This is a genomic window from Streptomyces deccanensis, from assembly GCF_022385335.1.
Classification (GTDB): domain Bacteria; phylum Actinomycetota; class Actinomycetes; order Streptomycetales; family Streptomycetaceae; genus Streptomyces; species Streptomyces deccanensis.
The window spans coordinates 3,959,621-3,975,681 of the sequence record NZ_CP092431.1; the positions used below are offsets into that span (position 1 = coordinate 3,959,621).

General features: G+C 70.3%; 16 protein-coding genes. 5 read left to right on the plus strand and 11 right to left on the minus strand.

Features of this window, described 5'->3' with window-relative positions:
- Nucleotides 1–16: 16 nt before the first annotated feature.
- From L3078_RS17645 to L3078_RS17655, 3 genes are all read left to right on the plus strand, one after another.
- Nucleotides 17–571: a DUF2087 domain-containing protein gene (locus L3078_RS17645; protein ID WP_239754767.1), complete on the plus strand. Its 555-nt coding sequence runs from the start codon at nt 17–19 to the stop codon at nt 569–571.
- Between the two features lie 4 nt (nt 572–575).
- Nucleotides 576–2,045, plus strand: coding sequence for a leucyl aminopeptidase family protein (locus L3078_RS17650; protein WP_239754769.1), 1,470 nt, complete (start codon nt 576–578; stop codon nt 2,043–2,045).
- Between the two features lie 130 nt (nt 2,046–2,175).
- Nucleotides 2,176–3,429, plus strand: a complete 1,254-nt coding sequence (locus L3078_RS17655) for a PTS transporter subunit EIIC (protein ID WP_239754771.1) — start codon at nt 2,176–2,178, stop codon at nt 3,427–3,429.
- 95 nt (nt 3,430–3,524) lie between these two features.
- Here the strand turns inward: L3078_RS17655 and L3078_RS17660 are convergent, their stop codons facing one another.
- The 9 genes from L3078_RS17660 to clpS all read right to left on the minus strand — a co-directional run bounded on the left by L3078_RS17660 (nt 3,525) and on the right by clpS (nt 10,760).
- Entirely contained in the window at nt 3,525–4,277 is a 753-nt protein-coding gene (locus L3078_RS17660; RefSeq protein WP_239754772.1) for an MBL fold metallo-hydrolase, read from the minus strand.
- A 444-nt stretch (nt 4,278–4,721) separates the two neighbouring features.
- Complete coding sequence (locus tag L3078_RS17665; protein WP_239754773.1) at nt 4,722–5,672, minus strand: PLP-dependent cysteine synthase family protein; 951 nt, start codon at nt 5,670–5,672, stop codon at nt 4,722–4,724.
- Nucleotides 5,673–5,678: 6 nt separating this feature from the next.
- Entirely contained in the window at nt 5,679–5,957 is a 279-nt protein-coding gene (locus tag L3078_RS17670; RefSeq protein WP_013003250.1) for a MoaD/ThiS family protein, read from the minus strand.
- 120 nt (nt 5,958–6,077) lie between these two features.
- On the minus strand, nt 6,078–6,173 hold the full coding sequence (locus tag L3078_RS44745; RefSeq protein ID WP_309474684.1) for a putative leader peptide: 96 nt from the start codon (nt 6,171–6,173) through the stop codon (nt 6,078–6,080).
- A 155-nt stretch (nt 6,174–6,328) separates the two neighbouring features.
- Entirely contained in the window at nt 6,329–7,396 is a 1,068-nt protein-coding gene (locus tag L3078_RS17675; RefSeq protein WP_239754774.1) for a LacI family DNA-binding transcriptional regulator, read from the minus strand.
- An 88-nt stretch (nt 7,397–7,484) separates the two neighbouring features.
- Nucleotides 7,485–7,907, minus strand: coding sequence for a M67 family metallopeptidase (locus L3078_RS17680; protein WP_239754775.1), 423 nt, complete (start codon nt 7,905–7,907; stop codon nt 7,485–7,487).
- A gap of 99 nt (nt 7,908–8,006) precedes the next feature.
- Complete coding sequence (locus tag L3078_RS17685; RefSeq protein WP_239754776.1) at nt 8,007–9,452, minus strand: amino acid permease; 1,446 nt, start codon at nt 9,450–9,452, stop codon at nt 8,007–8,009.
- A 376-nt stretch (nt 9,453–9,828) separates the two neighbouring features.
- Entirely contained in the window at nt 9,829–10,431 is a 603-nt protein-coding gene (locus L3078_RS17690; protein ID WP_239754777.1) for a DUF2017 domain-containing protein, read from the minus strand.
- 11 nt (nt 10,432–10,442) lie between these two features.
- Complete coding sequence (gene clpS / locus L3078_RS17695) at nt 10,443–10,760, minus strand: ATP-dependent Clp protease adapter ClpS (RefSeq protein WP_215455760.1); 318 nt, start codon at nt 10,758–10,760, stop codon at nt 10,443–10,445.
- A 156-nt stretch (nt 10,761–10,916) separates the two neighbouring features.
- Between clpS and L3078_RS17700 the strand changes: the two genes are divergently transcribed.
- Together L3078_RS17700 and L3078_RS17705 are read left to right on the plus strand one after the other, a co-directional pair.
- Nucleotides 10,917–12,245, plus strand: a complete 1,329-nt coding sequence (locus tag L3078_RS17700; protein WP_239754778.1) for a nicotinate phosphoribosyltransferase — start codon at nt 10,917–10,919, stop codon at nt 12,243–12,245.
- A 256-nt stretch (nt 12,246–12,501) separates the two neighbouring features.
- Entirely contained in the window at nt 12,502–13,089 is a 588-nt protein-coding gene (locus tag L3078_RS17705; protein WP_239754779.1) for an isochorismatase family protein, read from the plus strand.
- A 25-nt stretch (nt 13,090–13,114) separates the two neighbouring features.
- Here L3078_RS17705 and L3078_RS17710 read toward each other — a convergent pair whose 3' ends face one another.
- Together L3078_RS17710 and L3078_RS17715 are read right to left on the minus strand one after the other, a co-directional pair.
- Nucleotides 13,115–13,477 (minus strand): hypothetical protein, encoded by a 363-nt coding sequence (locus tag L3078_RS17710; RefSeq protein WP_239754780.1) that lies wholly within the window; start codon nt 13,475–13,477, stop codon nt 13,115–13,117.
- A 123-nt stretch (nt 13,478–13,600) separates the two neighbouring features.
- A complete protein-coding gene (locus L3078_RS17715; protein WP_239754781.1) occupies nt 13,601–15,955 on the minus strand; it encodes an immune inhibitor A domain-containing protein in 2,355 nt (784 codons plus the stop codon).
- Nucleotides 15,956–16,061: the final 106 nt, after the last annotated feature.

Below are 16,061 nucleotides of genomic sequence, written 5' to 3' on the forward strand. Positions count from 1 at the left end.
CCGGAAGTTGATCACTATGACCACGGCCCCCACCGAGGACCAGACCCGCGCCGAGGACCTGCCGCCGTCCTGCCGGGACCTGATCGGCATCCTCGCCCAGACGGACCGGCGTGACGCCTTCGCGGCCCTCGCGCTCGGCGCGACCTCCGTGGCGCAGGTGGCGGAGCGGGCGGGCCTGCGCCCGGCCGCCGCCGCCGTCGCGCTGCGAAAGCTCGTCGACGGGCGGATCGCCGCGTACGACGCCGAGGCCCGCACCTACCGGCTGATCGACGACACGTTCCGGCTGGCCGTCCAGGCGGAGGTCAGGATCTCCGGCCGGGGCGGCGGTGACGGGGCGGGGGCGTACTTCCGCAAAGGGCGGCTGACCTCCATCCCCGGCAGGGCGGAGGTCCGCAGCCGGGTGCTCGCCGTCGTGGCCGACTCCTTCGAGGCCGGTGTCACCTACTCGGAGGCCAAGGTCAACGCGATCTGCGGCCAGTGGTTCGACGACTGGGTGACCCTGCGCCGGGCGCTCGTGGACGAGGAGCTGCTGCGCCGCGACGAGTCGGGCACCCAGTACGAACGCGTATGACCGCATGACACGGGTCGTCGCCGGTGACGTCGGCACGGACGCGGCGGGCGCGGCCGACCGGGGGGCCGACGTCGTCGCGTACGGCCGGCACACGGGCGCGGCCGTCGGCGCCTTCAGCCGCCGCCGGGGCTTCGTGGCGCGGCCCGGGCAGGTGGTCGCCGAGCCGTCCGCCGACGGCCGTGCGGTGGTGCTCAACGTGGGCCTGGGGCCCGCGGGTTCGGCCACGGCCGCCACGTTCCGCGCCGCGGCCGCCGCCTCGGTGCGGGCCGCGGGGCCCGCCCGTTCGCTCCGTCTGGAGCTCGCGCTGGCCGACGGCAGCGGGGTGCCAGCTGCCGACCGGGCCCGGGCCGTGGCGGAGGGCGCGGTGCTGGGCCTGTACCGCTACGACGAGTACCGCTCGACGCGGGCCGCGAACCCCCTGGCCGAGGTGATCGTGGCGACCCCGGAGCGGCGGGCGGTCGCCGAGGGCCTGGCCGCCGCCGAGGCCACCTGTCTGGCCCGCGACCTCGTCAACTGCCCGGCCGGGGCCCTCACTCCCCCGGCGTTCGCCGACCGGATCCGCGAGCTGGCGCACGCCTCCGGCCTCGACTGCGCGGTGTACGAGGGCGCCGGCCTGACGGAGCTGGGCCTCACCGGCCTGACCGCCGTGGGCCGGGGCTCGGCGGAACCGCCCCGGTACGTGGAGCTGACGTACGACCCGCCGGAGGCCGGCCCGGCCCTCACCGTCGGGCTGGTCGGCAAGGGCGTCACCTTCGACTCCGGCGGGCTGTCCCTGAAGCCGTCCGGCGAGCGGCACGCGATGAAGGCCGACATGGGCGGCGCGGCGGCCGTCGTCGCCGCGCTGACGGCCCTGCCCCGTCTCGGCCTGCCCCTGCGGGTACGCGGCCACCTGCCCCTCGCCGAGAACATGCCGGACGGCGGCGCCCTGCGCGTGGGTGACGTCGTACGTCATCTGGACGGTACGACGACGGAGATCACCCACACGGACAACGAGGGCCGGGTGGTGCTGGCCGACGTCCTGGTCCGGGCGACCGGCCCCGGCCCGCACGGCAGCGACCTCGTGGTCGACGTGGCCACCCTCACCTCCGCCGCCGTCCACGCGCTCGGCACCCGCACCGGGGCCCTGTTCACACCGGACGACCGGCTGGCCCGGACGCTGCTGACCGCTTCGGAGCGGGCCGGTGAGTCGTTCTGCCGGCTACCGCTGCTCGCCCATGAGCGGCGGCATCTGCGCTCCCCCGTGGCCGACCGGGTGAACTGTTCGCACCGGTTCGGGGACACCGTCCAGGCGGCCCTCTTCCTCCAGGACTTCGTCGCCGCCGGTGTCCCCTGGGCCCACCTCGACATCGCCGCGCCCGCGTTCAACGACGAGGGTCCGTACGCCGAAGTGCCGTACGGCGGTACCGGGTTCGCGGTGCGCACGCTGATCGAGACGCTGCGCGTCCTCTCCGAAGGCTCACCGGACGTCCCCTGAACGCTCACCGTCCGCTCCGCGAGCGGTCCGGAAGCCGGGTAGGAATCGAGGGTTCCTGATCCCTTCCCCATCTGCTACAACAGGTCTACACCACTGAGTGGTGTAGACCACCACCCGATGGAGGAAGTCTATGAGCACCGCCACCGCGCCCTCGGCGGCCCCTGCGAAGAAGTGGGGATCAGGCCTGATGCAGGGCCTGCAGAAGGTCGGCCGCAGTCTGCAGCTGCCGATCGCCGTACTGCCGGCCGCCGGCCTGCTGGTCCGGCTCGGCCAGCCGGACGTCTTCGGGGCCGACGGCCTCGGCTGGGACAAGGTCGCCGCGGTCTTCGACAAGGCGGGCGGCGCCATCACCGGCAACCTCGCGATGCTCTTCTGCATCGGCGTCGCGATCGGCTTCGCCAAGAAGTCCGACGGCTCGACCGCCCTCGCCGCGCTCGTGGGCTTCCTGGTCTACAGCAAGGTCCTGGAAGCGTTCCCGGTGACCGAGGCCAAGATCGCCAAGGGCGCGGACATCGCCGCGACGTACAACAACCCCGGGGTCCTCGGCGGCATCGTCATGGGTCTGCTCTCGGCGGTCCTGTGGCAGCGGTACCACCGCAAGAAGCTGCCGGACTGGCTCGGCTTCTTCAACGGCCGCCGCCTGGTGCCGATCATCATGGCCTTCGTCGGTGTCGCGGTCGGTGTCTTCTTCGGCCTGGTCTGGGAGCCGATCGGTGAGGCCATCGGCAGCTTCGGCGAGTGGATGACCGGCCTCGGTTCGGCCGGCGCGGCCCTGTTCGGCGCGATCAACCGGGCGCTCATCCCGATCGGCATGCACCAGTTCGTCAACACGGTGGCGTGGTTCCAGCTCGGTGAGTTCAAGGACGCCGCCGGCGTCGTCTCGCACGGCGACCTGAGCCGCTACCTGGCCGGTGACCCGACCGCCGGGATGTTCATGTCCGGCTTCTTCCCGATCATGATGTTCGGCCTCCCGGCCGCGGCCCTGGCCATCGCCCACACCGCCCGCCCCGAGCGCCGCAAGGTCGTCACGGGCATGATGGTCTCGCTCGCCCTGACGTCCTTCGTCACGGGCGTGACCGAGCCGATCGAGTTCTCGTTCATGTTCATCGCCCCGCTCCTCTACGTGATCCACGCGCTGCTGACCGCGCTCTCCATGGCCATCACCTGGGCGCTGGGCGTCCACGCCGGCTTCAACTTCTCCGCCGGCTTCATCGACTACGCCCTGAACTGGAACCTGGCCACCAAACCCTGGCTGATCGTCCCCATCGGCCTGGTGTTCGGCGTCATCTACTACGTCGTCTTCCGCTTCGCCATCGTCAGGTTCAACCTCCCCACCCCGGGCCGCGAGCCCGAGGAGGAGATCGAGGACCTCACGAAGGCGTAGGCAGCAGGCGAAAGCGAGAAGGCGTAAGCCGGCACCGAACGAGGTCGGGCCCCCGGAGCATGCGGCTCCCGGGGGCCCTCTTCGTCCCTGCGGGCTCAGATCTCGTACGACGTCCTGGGCACCGCCAGCTCCACCGGGCCGTCGTACACCTCGCGGGCGTCGGCCAGGTTGATCTGCGGGTCGGTCCACGGCGGGATGTGGGTGAGGACCAGACGGCGGGCGCCCGCCCGGGTGGCCGTCTCCCCGGCCTCGCGGCCGTTGAGGTGGAGGTCCGGGATGTTCTCCTTGCCGTGGGTGAAGGCGGCCTCGCAGAGGAACAGGTCGGCGTCGCGGGCCAGTTCGTCCAGGGTGTCGGTGACCCCGGTGTCCCCGGAGTAGGTCAGCACCCGGCCACCGTGTTCGATGCGGATGCCGTACGCCTCGACGGGGTGGGCGACCCGCTCCGTGTGGACGGTGAAGGGGCCGATCTCGAACGTGCTCGGCTTGACGGTGTGGAAGTCGAAGACCTCGCTCATGGAGGAGGCCGACGGGGTGTCGGCGTAGGCCGTGGTGAGGCGCTGTTCGGTGCCCTCGGGTCCGTAGACCGGGAGGGGGTCGCAGCGGCCGCCGTCATGGCGGTAGTACCGTGCGACGAAGTACGCGCACATGTCGATGCAGTGGTCGGCGTGCAGATGGCTGAGGAAGATCGCGTCGAGGTCGTAGAGACCGCAGTGGCGCTGCAGCTCGCCGAGGGCACCGTTGCCCATGTCGAGGAGCAGCCGGAAGCCGTCGGCCTCTACGAGGTAGCTCGAACAGGCCGATTCCGCGGACGGGAACGACCCCGAGCAGCCGACGACGGTGAGCTTCATAGGAGCTGTAACCTCCGCGCTGGCGTGAAGTCGTGACAGTCGTGTCAGTCGTGACGTGCAGACGAGTTGCGGATTGCAGTTGGCGGGGTTGCGAAGGACGGACATGGGTGCAACACGAGTGGTGCGGTCCGTTGAGCGTAAGGCGCAAAAGGGTGCGTCGCTCCTCCGCCAGGGGCCGTTGTGGGCGAACTCACCTGTGCTGTCACCGGTTCGGCTGGTCCGGGGCCTTCGCCGGCGCGCGGGTGCGGGTGCGTGGGGCTTCTCACGCAGTTCCCCGCGCCCCTGAAAACATCAGGCCCCTGCGGGCCTGAAAGACCACGGCCCTGCGGGCCTGAAAAGCACGGGGCGCAGCCCCTGCTTTTCAGGGGCGCGGGGAACTGCGCGAGACGCCCCACCGGAGCCGCACCCGCCGACGAAACCCGCACCCCCGAGCTGCAAGGCGCCCTACGCCCAGAGCTGGCCCTGCAGTGTCTCGATGGCCTCCTCCGTCGTCGCGGCGGTGTAGACGCCGGTCGACAGGTACTTCCAGCCGCCGTCGGCGACGACGAAGACGATGTCGGCCGGCTCGCCGGACTTGACCGCCTTGTTGCCGACTCCGATCGCGGCGTGCAGCGCGGCCCCCGTGGAGACGCCCGCGAAGATGCCCTCCTGCTGCAGCAGCTCCCGCGTACGGGTCACCGCGTCGGCGGAGCCGACGGAGAAGCGGGTGGTGAGGACGGACGCGTCGTAGAGCTCCGGCACGAACCCCTCGTCGAGGTTGCGCAGGCCGTACACGAGGTCGTCGTAGCGCGGCTCTGCGGCGACGATCCTGACGTCCGGCTTCTGCTCGCGCAGGTAGCGGCCGACGCCCATCAGGGTGCCGGTGGTGCCGAGGCCCGCCACGAAGTGCGTGATGGAGGGCAGGTCGGCGAGGATCTCCGGGCCGGTCGTCGCGTAGTGGGCACCCGCGTTGTCGGGGTTGCCGTACTGGTAGAGCATCACCCAGTCGGGGTGCTCGGCGGAGAGTTCCTTGGCGACGCGTACGGCCGTGTTGGAGCCGCCGGCGGCCGGGGACGGGATGATCTCGGCGCCCCACATGGCGAGCAGCTCACGCCGCTCCTGCGAGGTGTTCTCGGGCATGACGCAGACCATGCGGTAGCCCTTGAGCTTGGCCGCCATGGCGAGGGAGATGCCCGTGTTGCCCGAGGTGGGCTCCAGGATCGTGCAGCCGGGGGTCAGCCGGCCGTCCTTCTCCGCCTGTTCGATCATGTGCAGGGCGGGGCGGTCCTTGACCGAGCCCGTCGGGTTGCGGTCCTCCAGCTTCGCCCAGATCCGGACGTCGGCGGACGGCGAGAGCCGCGGCAGGCACACCAGAGGGGTGTTGCCCACCGCGGCCAGCGGGGAGTCGTAGCGCATGGGTGATCAGGCCATGCCGCCGGCCACCGCCGGCAGGATCGTCACGTTGTCGCCGTCGGACAGCTTGGTGTTGATGCCCTCCAGGAAGCGGACGTCCTCGTCGTTCAGGTAGACGTTGACGAAGCGGCGCAGTTCACCGCCGTCCACGATGCGGGCGTGGATGCCCGTGTGGCGGCTCTCCAGGTCGGTGAACAGCTCGGCGAGGGTGGCACCGGCCCCCTCCACCGCCTTCTGACCGTCGGTGTACTGGCGGAGGATGGTGGGGATGCGGACCTCGATGGCCATGGTGTGCGGCTCCTGTCGGGAGTGGTCGGGTCGGTGGGCGCGCGGCGGCGCGACGCGCGGGGGTGCGTGGTCACACGGGTGAGCGCCGCGGCTCACGGCCGTACGGCGGCAGGATCGGCGTCAACAGATGGCGCTGGCAAGCCTGCACAGGTCGACGTGCAGCCGCGCCACGAGCAGTGCGCCCGGCGTCTTCTCGCTCACGTCGTCAAGAACCATGCGCTCATCGTATCGATTCCCGGTCCGGGTCCCGGAGTGTGATCCCACATGCCGGACGTTTTCGGGCCGGGGAGTGAGACCACGCACCTCAGCGGCCGTACGGTCACCCGCTCGGGCGGACCGCCGCACGGCTTCAGGCGGAGCGCCGCACGGCTTCAGGCGGAGCGCCGTACGACCAGCCGGGTCGGGGTGATCACCGAGGACTGGGGGCCGGGTGCCGTGGCCCCGCCGGCCGCCGTCCCGTCGTCCGTGTGGTCGAACAGCAGCCGGGCCATCAGCCGGCCCATGCCCTCGATGTCCTGGTGGACGGTGGTCAGCGGCGGATCGGTGTGCTCGGCGATGGGCGCGAGGTCGTCGAAGCCGACGACGGCCACGTCGTCGGGCACCTGTCGGCCCCGCTCGCGCAGCACCTGGAGCGCGCCGGAGGCCATGAGGTCGGAGGCGACGAAGACGGCGTCCAGGTCGGGGCGGCGGTCGAGCAGCGCGGTCATGGCGTCGACACCGCCCTGCCGGGTGTAGTCGGAGTGTTCGACCAGGAGAGGCGACGCGTGCGGCAGGACGTCCCGGTAGCCGTCCAGGCGGTCGAGGGCCGAGGCCTCCTGGCCGACGGGGCCGGTGATGGTCGCGACGCGTTCGCGGCCCTGGGCGACCAGGTGGCGGACGGCCGCGCGGGCGCCGCCCCGGTTGTCGGCGTCGACGTACACGCGGTCGTGCGCGGGTTCGCCGTCGCGGACCAGCGGGCGGCCGCCGAAGACGGCGGGCAGGCCGAGCCGGTCGATCATGCCGGGCAGCGGGTCGTCGGCGCGCAGGGAGAACAGCAGGGCGCCGTCGACGTGGCCGCCGCCCAGGAAGTCGCCGACCCTGGGGTACTCCTCGGGCTCCTCCAGGAAGAGCAGGACGGGCTGGGCGCCGTGGGCCACCAGTTCCTTGCGGATGCCCCGGAGGTGGAGGTCGAAGAAGGGGTCGATGAAGAGCCGGTTCTGCGGCTGGCTGGCGACGACGGCGATGGCGTTGTTGCGGCGGGTGACCAGCTGGCGGGCGGCGGAGTTCGGTACGTAGCCCAGTTCGGCGATGACCTCCCGGACCCGTTCGACGACCGCCGCGCGCACCTTGTCCTCGCCGTTGATCACCCGTGACACGGTCGACTTCGAGACCCCCGAGCCGCGTGCCACGTCGTCGAGGGTGGGGCGCCGGCCGGGCAGTCGTCGCGTCTGCTGTGTCAACACCGTCTCCGTCGCGGGCCGTTGGGTGCGTGCGCGTGCGTACGCATGGGCATGACCACCGTAGCCGCGAACCCGGGTCGTCGACGGTTCAGTACGCGTCGACGATCTTCACTTCCTCCTCGGTGACCTCGCCCTCGACGATCCGGTACGAGCGGAACTGGAAGTCGCCGAGGCCGTCGGTGTCGGCGGTGGAGACCAGGACGTAGTGGGCGCCCGGCTCGTTGGCGTAGGAGATGTCGGTGCGCGAGGGGTAGGCCTCGGTGGCGGTGTGGGAGTGGTAGATGACCACGGGCTCCTCGTCGCGGTCGTCCATCTCGCGGTACAGCTTGAGCAGGTCGCCCGAGTCGAACTCGTAGAACGTGGGCGACATGGCCGCGTTCAGCATCGGGATGAAGCGCTCGGGGCGGTCCGAGCCCGCCGGTCCGGCGACGACGCCGCACGCCTCGTCGGGGTGGTCCTTGCGCGCGTGGGCGACGATCCGGTCGACGAGGTCCTGGGTGATGGTCAGCATGCTCGCCAGGATAAGCAGAAGGGCTGTTCCGTACCGGGGGGTGGTACGGAACAGCCCACATGCTGGGACCAGGGCCGCGTGGGCCCTTGGGGTGCCTGGTCAGCCGACCTTCTCGAACTCCGGGTCGCGGCGCTCGGTGACCTCGGGGTTGCGGGTCTTCAGCACGGCCCAGCCGATGCCGAGGGCCGCCGCCCAGCCCGCCATGACGTAGAGGCAGACGCGGGAGTCGGCGTCGTAGGCGATGAGGCAGGTGACGAAGAGCAGGAAGACGATGGCGACCCAGCTGCACTTCGCGCCGCCGGGGGCGGGGAAGGACGAGGCGGGCAGGCGGCCGGCGTCGACCGCGCGGCGGTAGAGGACGTGGCTGATCAGGATCATCAGCCAGGTCCAGATGCCGGCGGCGGTGGCGACGGAGACGACGTAGCCGAAGGCCTTCTCCGGGACGATGTAGTTCAGGATCACGCCGATGCCCATGCAGAGCACGGAGACGGTGATGCCGAACGCCGGGGTCTTCGTCGACGACAGCCTGCTGAAGACGCGCGGGGCCTCGCCGTTGTCCGCGAGGGTGCGCAGCATGCGGCCGGTGGAGTACATGCCGGAGTTGCAGGAGGACAGGGCCGCCGTCAGCACCACGAAGTTGACGATGGCGGCGCCGGCCGGGATGCCGATCTTGGCGAAGGCCGCCACGAAGGGGCTCACGCCGGGCGCGAACTCGGTCCACTTCACCACGCAGAGGATGACGGTGAGGGCGCCGACGTAGAAGAGCGCGATCCGCCAGGGCAGGGTGTTGATGGCCTTGGGGAGGGTCTTCTCCGGGTTCTCCGACTCACCGGCGGTGACGCCGACCAGCTCGACGGCGAGGTAGGCGAACATCACGCCCTGGAGGGTCATCAGGGAGGAACCGATGCCCTTGGGGAAGAAGCCGTCGTAGGCCCAGAGGTTGGAGACGGCGGCGGTGTCGCCGGCGGCGCTGAAGCCGAAGGTGAGGACGCCGAGACCGATCACGATCATGCCGAGCAGGGCGGTGACCTTGACCATCGAGAACCAGAACTCGATCTCGCCGAAGAGCTTCACCGAGATCAGGTTGGCGCCGAAGAGGATCACCAGGAAGACCAGGGCGGTGACCCATTGCGGGATCTGGGGCCACCAGTAGTTGACGTAGATCGCGGCGGCCGTGAGTTCGGCCATGCCGGTGACGACCCACATCAGCCAGTACGTCCAGCCGGTGAAGTAGCCGAAGAACGGGCCGAGGAACTCGCGGGAGTACTCCGCGAAGGAGCCCGAGACCGGGCGGTACAGCAGCAGCTCGCCGAGCGCCCGCATGATGAAGAAGATGATGACGCCGGCGAGGGCGTACATGAAGATCAGACTGGGGCCGGCCTTGGCGATGTTCGCCCCGGCTCCCAGGAAGAGGCCGACGCCGATGGCGCCGCCGATCGCGATCATCTGGACCTGACGGCTGCCGAGCCCGCGCTCGTACCCCTCTTCGGGTGCGTCGCCGCGCACGGCTTCGTCGCCGTTCTTGTTGACCTGAGCGGAGGTCATGTGTGGTGCGCCTTTCTCCACGCTGGGCCGATCCGGGCCGTTCGTCGACCCCGGATCGGGTTCCGATCCCCCCGGATGTGATGGAGCAGTGCCTGGTCGGAGATGGCCGACTCGGTGGCGCACCCGAGCGGACATGGGTGGCGTCCGTCGGGCGGTCTGGAAGATTTAACACGCCCGCAACAGTGATCGGCCGGATGCCGTGTGGCGCACGACACAGGGAGAACCGGACAAAAAACGCCCGCGAGGGCATCCCTCGCGGGCGCGGTGACGCGATCGTTATCCGGATTTGAGTGTCCTCTGAGCGAACACCCAGCGAACACCGAACGACCACCTCAGGGGCACATCACGGGTTTCCCAGGCGTACGTCCCGGACTTCTCAGGGCATCAGCGTCGCGACGAGCGAGTCCTGGAGGCCGCCCAGCCACAGGTACGCCATCACCATCGGCTTGCGCGGGTCCTCGTCCGGGAGGCGGTAGAGGAGGTCGGTGTCCTCCTCGTCGACGACGTCGAGCCGGGAGCCGATGGCCAGGCGCAGGTCGTTGAGGCAGCCGAGCCAGCGCCGGGACTCCTCCGCCGACAGCTTCAGCACGGCCCCGCCCTCACCGGTCGCGGCCAGCGCGTCCAGGGAGTGGATCACCGCGAGGGCGTTGTCGCGCTTGCCGGCCCGCAGGTCGTTCTCGGTGAAGCGGCGGAACTCCGAGGAGTACGCCCGCTGCTCCTCCGCCTCCCGGGCCGTCGGGGTGCCCTCGGGGTCGCTGTAGGCGTCCGGGAACAGCCGGAGCAGGACGGGGTCCTTGGGTGGTTCGCTCGGGCCCTCGGCGAAGAGTTCGGCGAGCGGGTCGTCGCCGGCGTCCTCGGCGGGCCCCGGGCCGATCAGCTCCAGGAGCTGCACCGCCAGCGAGCGGATGATGGAGATCTCGACCTCGTCGAGGGCGACGGCCGCGCCGCCGCCGGGGAGCGATTCGAATTGTCCTGGCATCAGGTGCGTCGCTACTTCCGGTCCTGCTGGAGGGTGGCCCACAGACCGTAGCCGTGCATGGCCTGCACGTCGCGTTCCATCTCCTCGCGTGTTCCGCTGGAGACGACCGCGCGGCCCTTGTGGTGGACGTCGAGCATGAGCTTGGTGGCTTTGTCCTTCGGGTACCCGAAGTACGTCTGGAAGACATACGTCACATAGCTCATGAGGTTCACCGGGTCGTTGTGGACGATCGTCACCCACGGCACGTCGGGCTCGGGTACGGCGAAGACCTCCTCCGCCGATTCGGTCTTCTCGATCTCCATGGGTACGGCTGCCGTCACACGGCCCATGCTGCCACCACAGGGGGGTGCCCGCACAAATGCGGCCCTCCGACCAGGGCCGACGGGGAACGGTCGACCGAGGATCCGCGAGGACCGACCGGAGATCCGCCGAAGATCCCGAACAGAAATCGTCAGACTGACGAAATGGGAGTACGATCCCTTGCCATGAACACAGCGGACCTCGGTTTGCCGGTCGACGTCCCCTCGACCGCGCTCTTCACGGACCAGTACGAACTCACGATGCTGCAGGCCGCGTTGAAGGCCGGCACGGCCGAGCGGCGCTCGGTGTTCGAGGTCTTCACCCGGCGGCTGCCGGAGGGACGCCGGTACGGCGTGGTCGCCGGCACCGGACGGGTGCTGGACGCCGTGGAGAACTTCCGATTCGACCCGGGCGTCCTCGGCTTCCTGCGCGAGCGCTCCATCGTCAACGCCGAGACCCTCGACTGGCTCGCCGGCTACCGCTTCAGCGGGGACGTCTGGGGCTACCAGGAGGGCGAGGTGTACTTCCCGGGCTCGCCGATCATGCGGGTCGAGGGCACCTTCGCGGAGTGCGTGCTCCTGGAGACCGTGATCCTGTCCATCCTCAACCACGACTCGGCGATCGCGGCCGCCGCCTCCCGGATGTCCAGCGCCGCCGGGGGGCGCCCGCTGATCGAGATGGGCGCCCGGCGCACGCACGAGCTGGCCGCCGTGGCCGCCTCGCGCGCCGCGTACGTCGGCGGCTTCACCTCCACCTCGGACCTGGCGGCCGGCTTCCGCTACGGCATCCCGACCGTCGGCACCAGCGCCCACGCCTTCACCCTGCTCCACGACCGCGAGCGGGACGCCTTCCAGGCCCAGGTGGACTCGCTGGGCCGGAACACCACGCTGCTCGTCGACACGTACGACGTCGCCGAGGCCGTACGGACGGCCGTGGAGATCGCCGGGCCAGAGCTCGGCGCCGTGCGCATCGACTCCGGTGATCTGCTCCTCGTCGCCCACCGGGTGCGGCAGCAGCTGGACGAGCTGGGCGCGACGGACACCCGGATCATCGTGACCTCGGACCTCGACGAGTACGCCATCGCCTCGCTGGCGGCGGCGCCGGTGGACGCGTACGGCGTCGGGACCCAGCTGGTGACCGGCTCGGGGCACCCGACCTGCTCGATGGTCTACAAGCTCGTCGCCCGGGCGGAGTCCGCGGACCCCACGGCCCCGCTGGTGCCGGTGGCGAAGAAGTCCAGCGGCGGGAAGACGTCCGTGGGGGGCCGCAAGTGGGCGGCCCGGCGGCTGGACGAGCACGGGGTGGCGGAGGCCGAGGTGATCGGCACCGGGCCGGTGCCGGACGACCTCCGGGAGCGTCAGCTGCTCGTCCCGCTGGTCGAGGGCGGCCGGGTGCTCCACCGGGAGCCCCTGGACGTCGTACGCGAACGGCACGCGACCGCGCGGGCCGGTCTGCCGCTGTCGGCGACGCAGCTGTCGCGCGGCGAGGCGGTCATCCCGACGGAGTACGTCTGAGCCGCTCGGGGACGTGCGGGAGAGCGGGCGGGGGCACGCTGGGGGTGGGCCGGAGTGAATGTGCCCGGCGCGCTCTCCCGCGAGCCCCCGAGCGCCCGCGTGGTGGGTCCGTGCTCCGGCCCGCGCCACGGGCGAGCGCCGGATGCCCCCTCCCGAACAGCTCTCGAAGTCTCTAGGCTCGGAAGTTCGCAGTTTCCCACCGCATCCACATCCACACCCACAGCCGAGCACCGAAGAGTCGAAGGACACCGACACCATGCGCCGCGCCTTGATCGTCGTCGACGTGCAGAACGACTTCTGCGAGGGGGGCAGCCTCGCGGTGGCCGGCGGTGCCGATGTGGCCGCCGCCATCACCGAGCTGATCGGCCAGGCGGCCGGTCCCGGCTACCAGCACGTGGTGGCCACCCGTGACCACCACATCGCACCCGGTGGCCACTTCTCCGACAACCCCGACTACGTCCACTCCTGGCCGGCGCACTGTGTGGCCGGTACGGAGGGGGTGGGCTTCCACCCGAACTTCGCCCCGGCGGTCGCCTCCGGCGCGGTGGACGCCGTGTTCGACAAGGGGGCGTACGCGGCGGCGTACAGCGGCTTCGAGGGCGCCGACGAGAACGGGGCCGCGCTCGCCGACTGGCTCCGGGCCCGGGACATCACCGAGGTCGACGTCGTCGGCATCGCCACGGACCACTGCGTACGCGCCACCGCCCTGGACGCCGCACGCGAGGGCTTCCGCACCCAGGTCCTCCTGGACCTGACCGCCGGTGTGGCCGAGGAGACCACCGAGCGGGCCCTGGAGGAGCTGCGCGAGGCGGGCGTGGAGCTGTCGGGCAAGCCGGTCGTGTAGCCCCCGAGGAGGGGGCCCTGTCCGGTCACACCGGGGCCGGCGGCCTCCTCAGGAGCGCTCTGATCGGGTGCCACAGCTCCGGGGTGGTCGAGGCCGGGCAGACCGGGGACGTGCGCCATATCAGGCCGTCCGGGTGGTGCAGCACGGCCGTGATCTCGTCCAGGGTCGGGGGCGCCGCGTTGCCGCGGAGATAGATCGCCCGCATGCCCAGGTTGCGCAGCCGGGTCAGGGCCCGGGCGCGGTTCGCGGCCAGGACGAGAACCCGCACGGAGCCGTCGTCCGACGGAGCCCACGGCGTGCCCGGAGTGCCCGGAGTGGTCGCCCCGGGCAGGTTCAGGGCGACGACCACATTGCCGTCCGGCAGCTTGCAGAAACCTCCTGCGGCCATGCAGGTCACACCCCCGTGCGCGTCAGTGTCAATAAGAAGGCCACACCCCGCACCTAAACACGTCCGGCCGCGACCCGCCAAGAGGGTCACGGCCGAACATGCTCTGACCTGCGAAAATACTGCTTACTTCACCGCGGGGCCGACCTGGACCGAGATCGTGGAGCCGTCCTTGGCCTCCTTGACGATCTTGATCTTGGTGTTGGTGTCAGTGATCTTGACACCGGCGAGCGGGGTCGCCTCGTCGTAGTAGGTGCTGGTCCGGTCGTTGAACGTGGACACACCCTTCGACGACGGGATCCTCGTCAGCACGTCCGCCTTGTGCAGCTTCAGACCGTCCGTGCGGTAGAGGCTGAAGGGCGAGTCGTAGGACTGGATCCGGCTGCGCATCACCGTGCCGTCGGCCCACTTCAGCGCCGCCGGGTGCGAGTCGACCGGCAGGAGCAGACCCGTACCGGGGTGCACGCTGGTGTTGTTGTCCGCCTGCGAGGTGTCCCACTTCCAGATCAACAGACCGTTCTGGTACGGGAAGTGCTCCACCCAGGACGGACGCGTGGTCGAGAAGCCGAAGTTGTACGGGCCGACCTTCAGCGTCTTGTCGTACGACACGTACTGACGGTTCTCGGCGATGTAGTACTGCGCGTAGTCGTCCGTGATCGACGCGCCGATGCGGGAGAAGCCCTTCGTGGCCCAGGCCGCGTCCGCGCTCTCCGCGTCGTCCGAGAAGACGGCGGAACCGTCGGCGGTCACGGTGATCGAGTCGGCCGCGAAGCCCTTGGGGGCCACGCCGCCGTCGGTCTGGTAGCGGAAGCGGAGGTCGAACTTCTGGCCCGCGTAGGCGTCCAGGGAGTACGACAGCTTCTTGTACGCGGCGGAGGAACCGGTCAGCGCGGGCTTGCCGCTGGCGTCGCGCGGGATCGCCGCGCCGTCCACCGTGCCGTCGATCGCGGTCCAGTTGGCGCCGCCGTCGGTCGACACCTCGGTGTAGAGGTAGTCGAACTCGGCCTCGATGTCGTACCAGCCGTCCAGGGTCAGCGCGGCCGAGGACTTGCCCGTGAGGTCCACGGAACGGGTCAGCGTGTTGGAGAGGTTGTCACCGCTGCCGCTCCACCACTGGGTCGAACCCTGCGCCGGCTCGACGATCTCGGTGGTGACCTTCTTCTTCGGCAGCTCGACCACGAGGGCCTGCTTGTCCTTGGTGTTGTACTCCGCCACACCGAGCTTGTGCTTCGACTTCGTCGCGGCCTTCGCCGTGTCGTAGTTGAGCCAGCCCAGCTGCAGCTTGTCCCAGGCGGTCATGTCGCCGGGGAGGTCGCCGATGGCCTCCTTGCCGGTGCCGAGCCAGGAACCGGAGGACATCAGGGTCCAGAAGCCGGTGGAGTTGTCGCCGCCCTGGGTGTCGTAGTGGTCCGGCAGACCGAGGTCGTGGCCGTACTCGTGGGCGAAGACACCGAGTCCGCCGTTCTCCGGCTGGATGGTGTAGTCGCCGACCCAGATGCCGGTGTCACCGATCTTGGCGCCGCCGAGCTTGTTGCCGTCGGGGCCCGTCGCGCCGGCGTCCGAGCCGAACGCGTACCAGCGGTGCGCCCAGATGGCGTCCTCGCCCTGCGCGCCGCCGCCGGCGGACTCGTCCTCACCGGCGTGCACGATCTGGAAGTGGTCGATGTAGCCGTCGCGCTCGTTGAAGTCGCCGTCGCCGTCGAAGTCGTAACGGTCCCACTGGTCGAACTCGGCGACGTCCGCCTTGATCTCCGCGTCGGTGCGCCCCGCTGCCTTCTGCTGGGCGACCCAGGACGTGAGACCGTCGCTGACCACGTTCCACACGCTGGAGCAGGTGCTCTGGCCACAGGCGTTGTTGCCGTAGCGGGCCTCGTTGTAGGGGACCTTGACCCAGTCCGAGACCTCGCCCTCGATCGAGTAGCGGCCCGAGGACTGCTTCTCGTAGTACTTCTTCATCGACTCGGTCTTCTTGCCGGTGCCGAAGTACAGGTCCTGGAAGTGCTTCTGGTCGTAGTCCGCCTGCCAGGCCGTGGAGTTGTCCTGGGTGCGGTCCGGCTCCGCTATCTGGTTGTGCAGCGGGCCGGGGGTGCCGCCGTAGCGGCTGTCGATCTCGTCGCCGAACTCGACCAGGATCGTGAAGATCTTGTCGGTCTTCTCGCGGCCGAGCTCGACGTACTTGCTCTTGCCCTTCTTGCTCTTCAGCTGGACGACCTGCGAGCCCTCACGGTTCTTCACCGTGGCGTCGCCGGATATGACCTGCCGCAGGGCCTCCTCGCGCTGGGCCTCCTGCGTCTTGCTCAGGGGGCCTTCGAGGTCGTGGTCGTCGGCGTGCTCGTGGTCCGCCGGGTCGTGCCGGTCGACGGCCGCCGCCGGAGCGGTGTCCGCGGCCTGCGCCACGGTCAGGGCGGACATGGTCGCCGCCGCTGTGGCGAGTGCGACACCGATCGCCGCCGCTCGAAACGTCCAGGGTCTACTGGTCACTTGAGTTCCTCCCCCGCGTACCGTTCGCGCGGAAGGGGGATGGCCCCGAACGTGGAGGAGTCCGCGCGCGGTATACGCGTGTAGTCAAGTGGCGTCATTCGATCGG

What these genes read in the sequence shown, in the direction of transcription:
- L3078_RS17645 (WP_239754767.1), top strand. Translation starts at nt 17, where the DNA reads ATGACCACGGCCCCCACCGAGGACCAGACCCGCGCCGAGGACCTGCCG.
- L3078_RS17650 (WP_239754769.1), top strand. Translation starts at nt 576, where the DNA reads ATGACACGGGTCGTCGCCGGTGACGTCGGCACGGACGCGGCGGGCGCG.
- L3078_RS17655 (WP_239754771.1), top strand. Translation starts at nt 2,176, where the DNA reads ATGAGCACCGCCACCGCGCCCTCGGCGGCCCCTGCGAAGAAGTGGGGA.
- L3078_RS17660 (WP_239754772.1), bottom strand. Translation starts at nt 4,277, where the DNA reads ATGAAGCTCACCGTCGTCGGCTGCTCGGGGTCGTTCCCGTCCGCGGAA.
- L3078_RS17665 (WP_239754773.1), bottom strand. Translation starts at nt 5,672, where the DNA reads ATGCGCTACGACTCCCCGCTGGCCGCGGTGGGCAACACCCCTCTGGTG.
- L3078_RS17670 (WP_013003250.1), bottom strand. Translation starts at nt 5,957, where the DNA reads ATGGCCATCGAGGTCCGCATCCCCACCATCCTCCGCCAGTACACCGAC.
- L3078_RS44745 (WP_309474684.1), bottom strand. Translation starts at nt 6,173, where the DNA reads ATGGTTCTTGACGACGTGAGCGAGAAGACGCCGGGCGCACTGCTCGTG.
- L3078_RS17680 (WP_239754775.1), bottom strand. Translation starts at nt 7,907, where the DNA reads ATGCTGACCATCACCCAGGACCTCGTCGACCGGATCGTCGCCCACGCG.
- L3078_RS17685 (WP_239754776.1), bottom strand. Translation starts at nt 9,452, where the DNA reads ATGACCTCCGCTCAGGTCAACAAGAACGGCGACGAAGCCGTGCGCGGC.
- L3078_RS17690 (WP_239754777.1), bottom strand. Translation starts at nt 10,431, where the DNA reads ATGCCAGGACAATTCGAATCGCTCCCCGGCGGCGGCGCGGCCGTCGCC.
- clpS (WP_215455760.1), bottom strand. Translation starts at nt 10,760, where the DNA reads ATGGGCCGTGTGACGGCAGCCGTACCCATGGAGATCGAGAAGACCGAA.
- L3078_RS17700 (WP_239754778.1), top strand. Translation starts at nt 10,917, where the DNA reads ATGAACACAGCGGACCTCGGTTTGCCGGTCGACGTCCCCTCGACCGCG.
- L3078_RS17705 (WP_239754779.1), top strand. Translation starts at nt 12,502, where the DNA reads ATGCGCCGCGCCTTGATCGTCGTCGACGTGCAGAACGACTTCTGCGAG.
- L3078_RS17710 (WP_239754780.1), bottom strand. Translation starts at nt 13,477, where the DNA reads ATGGCCGCAGGAGGTTTCTGCAAGCTGCCGGACGGCAATGTGGTCGTC.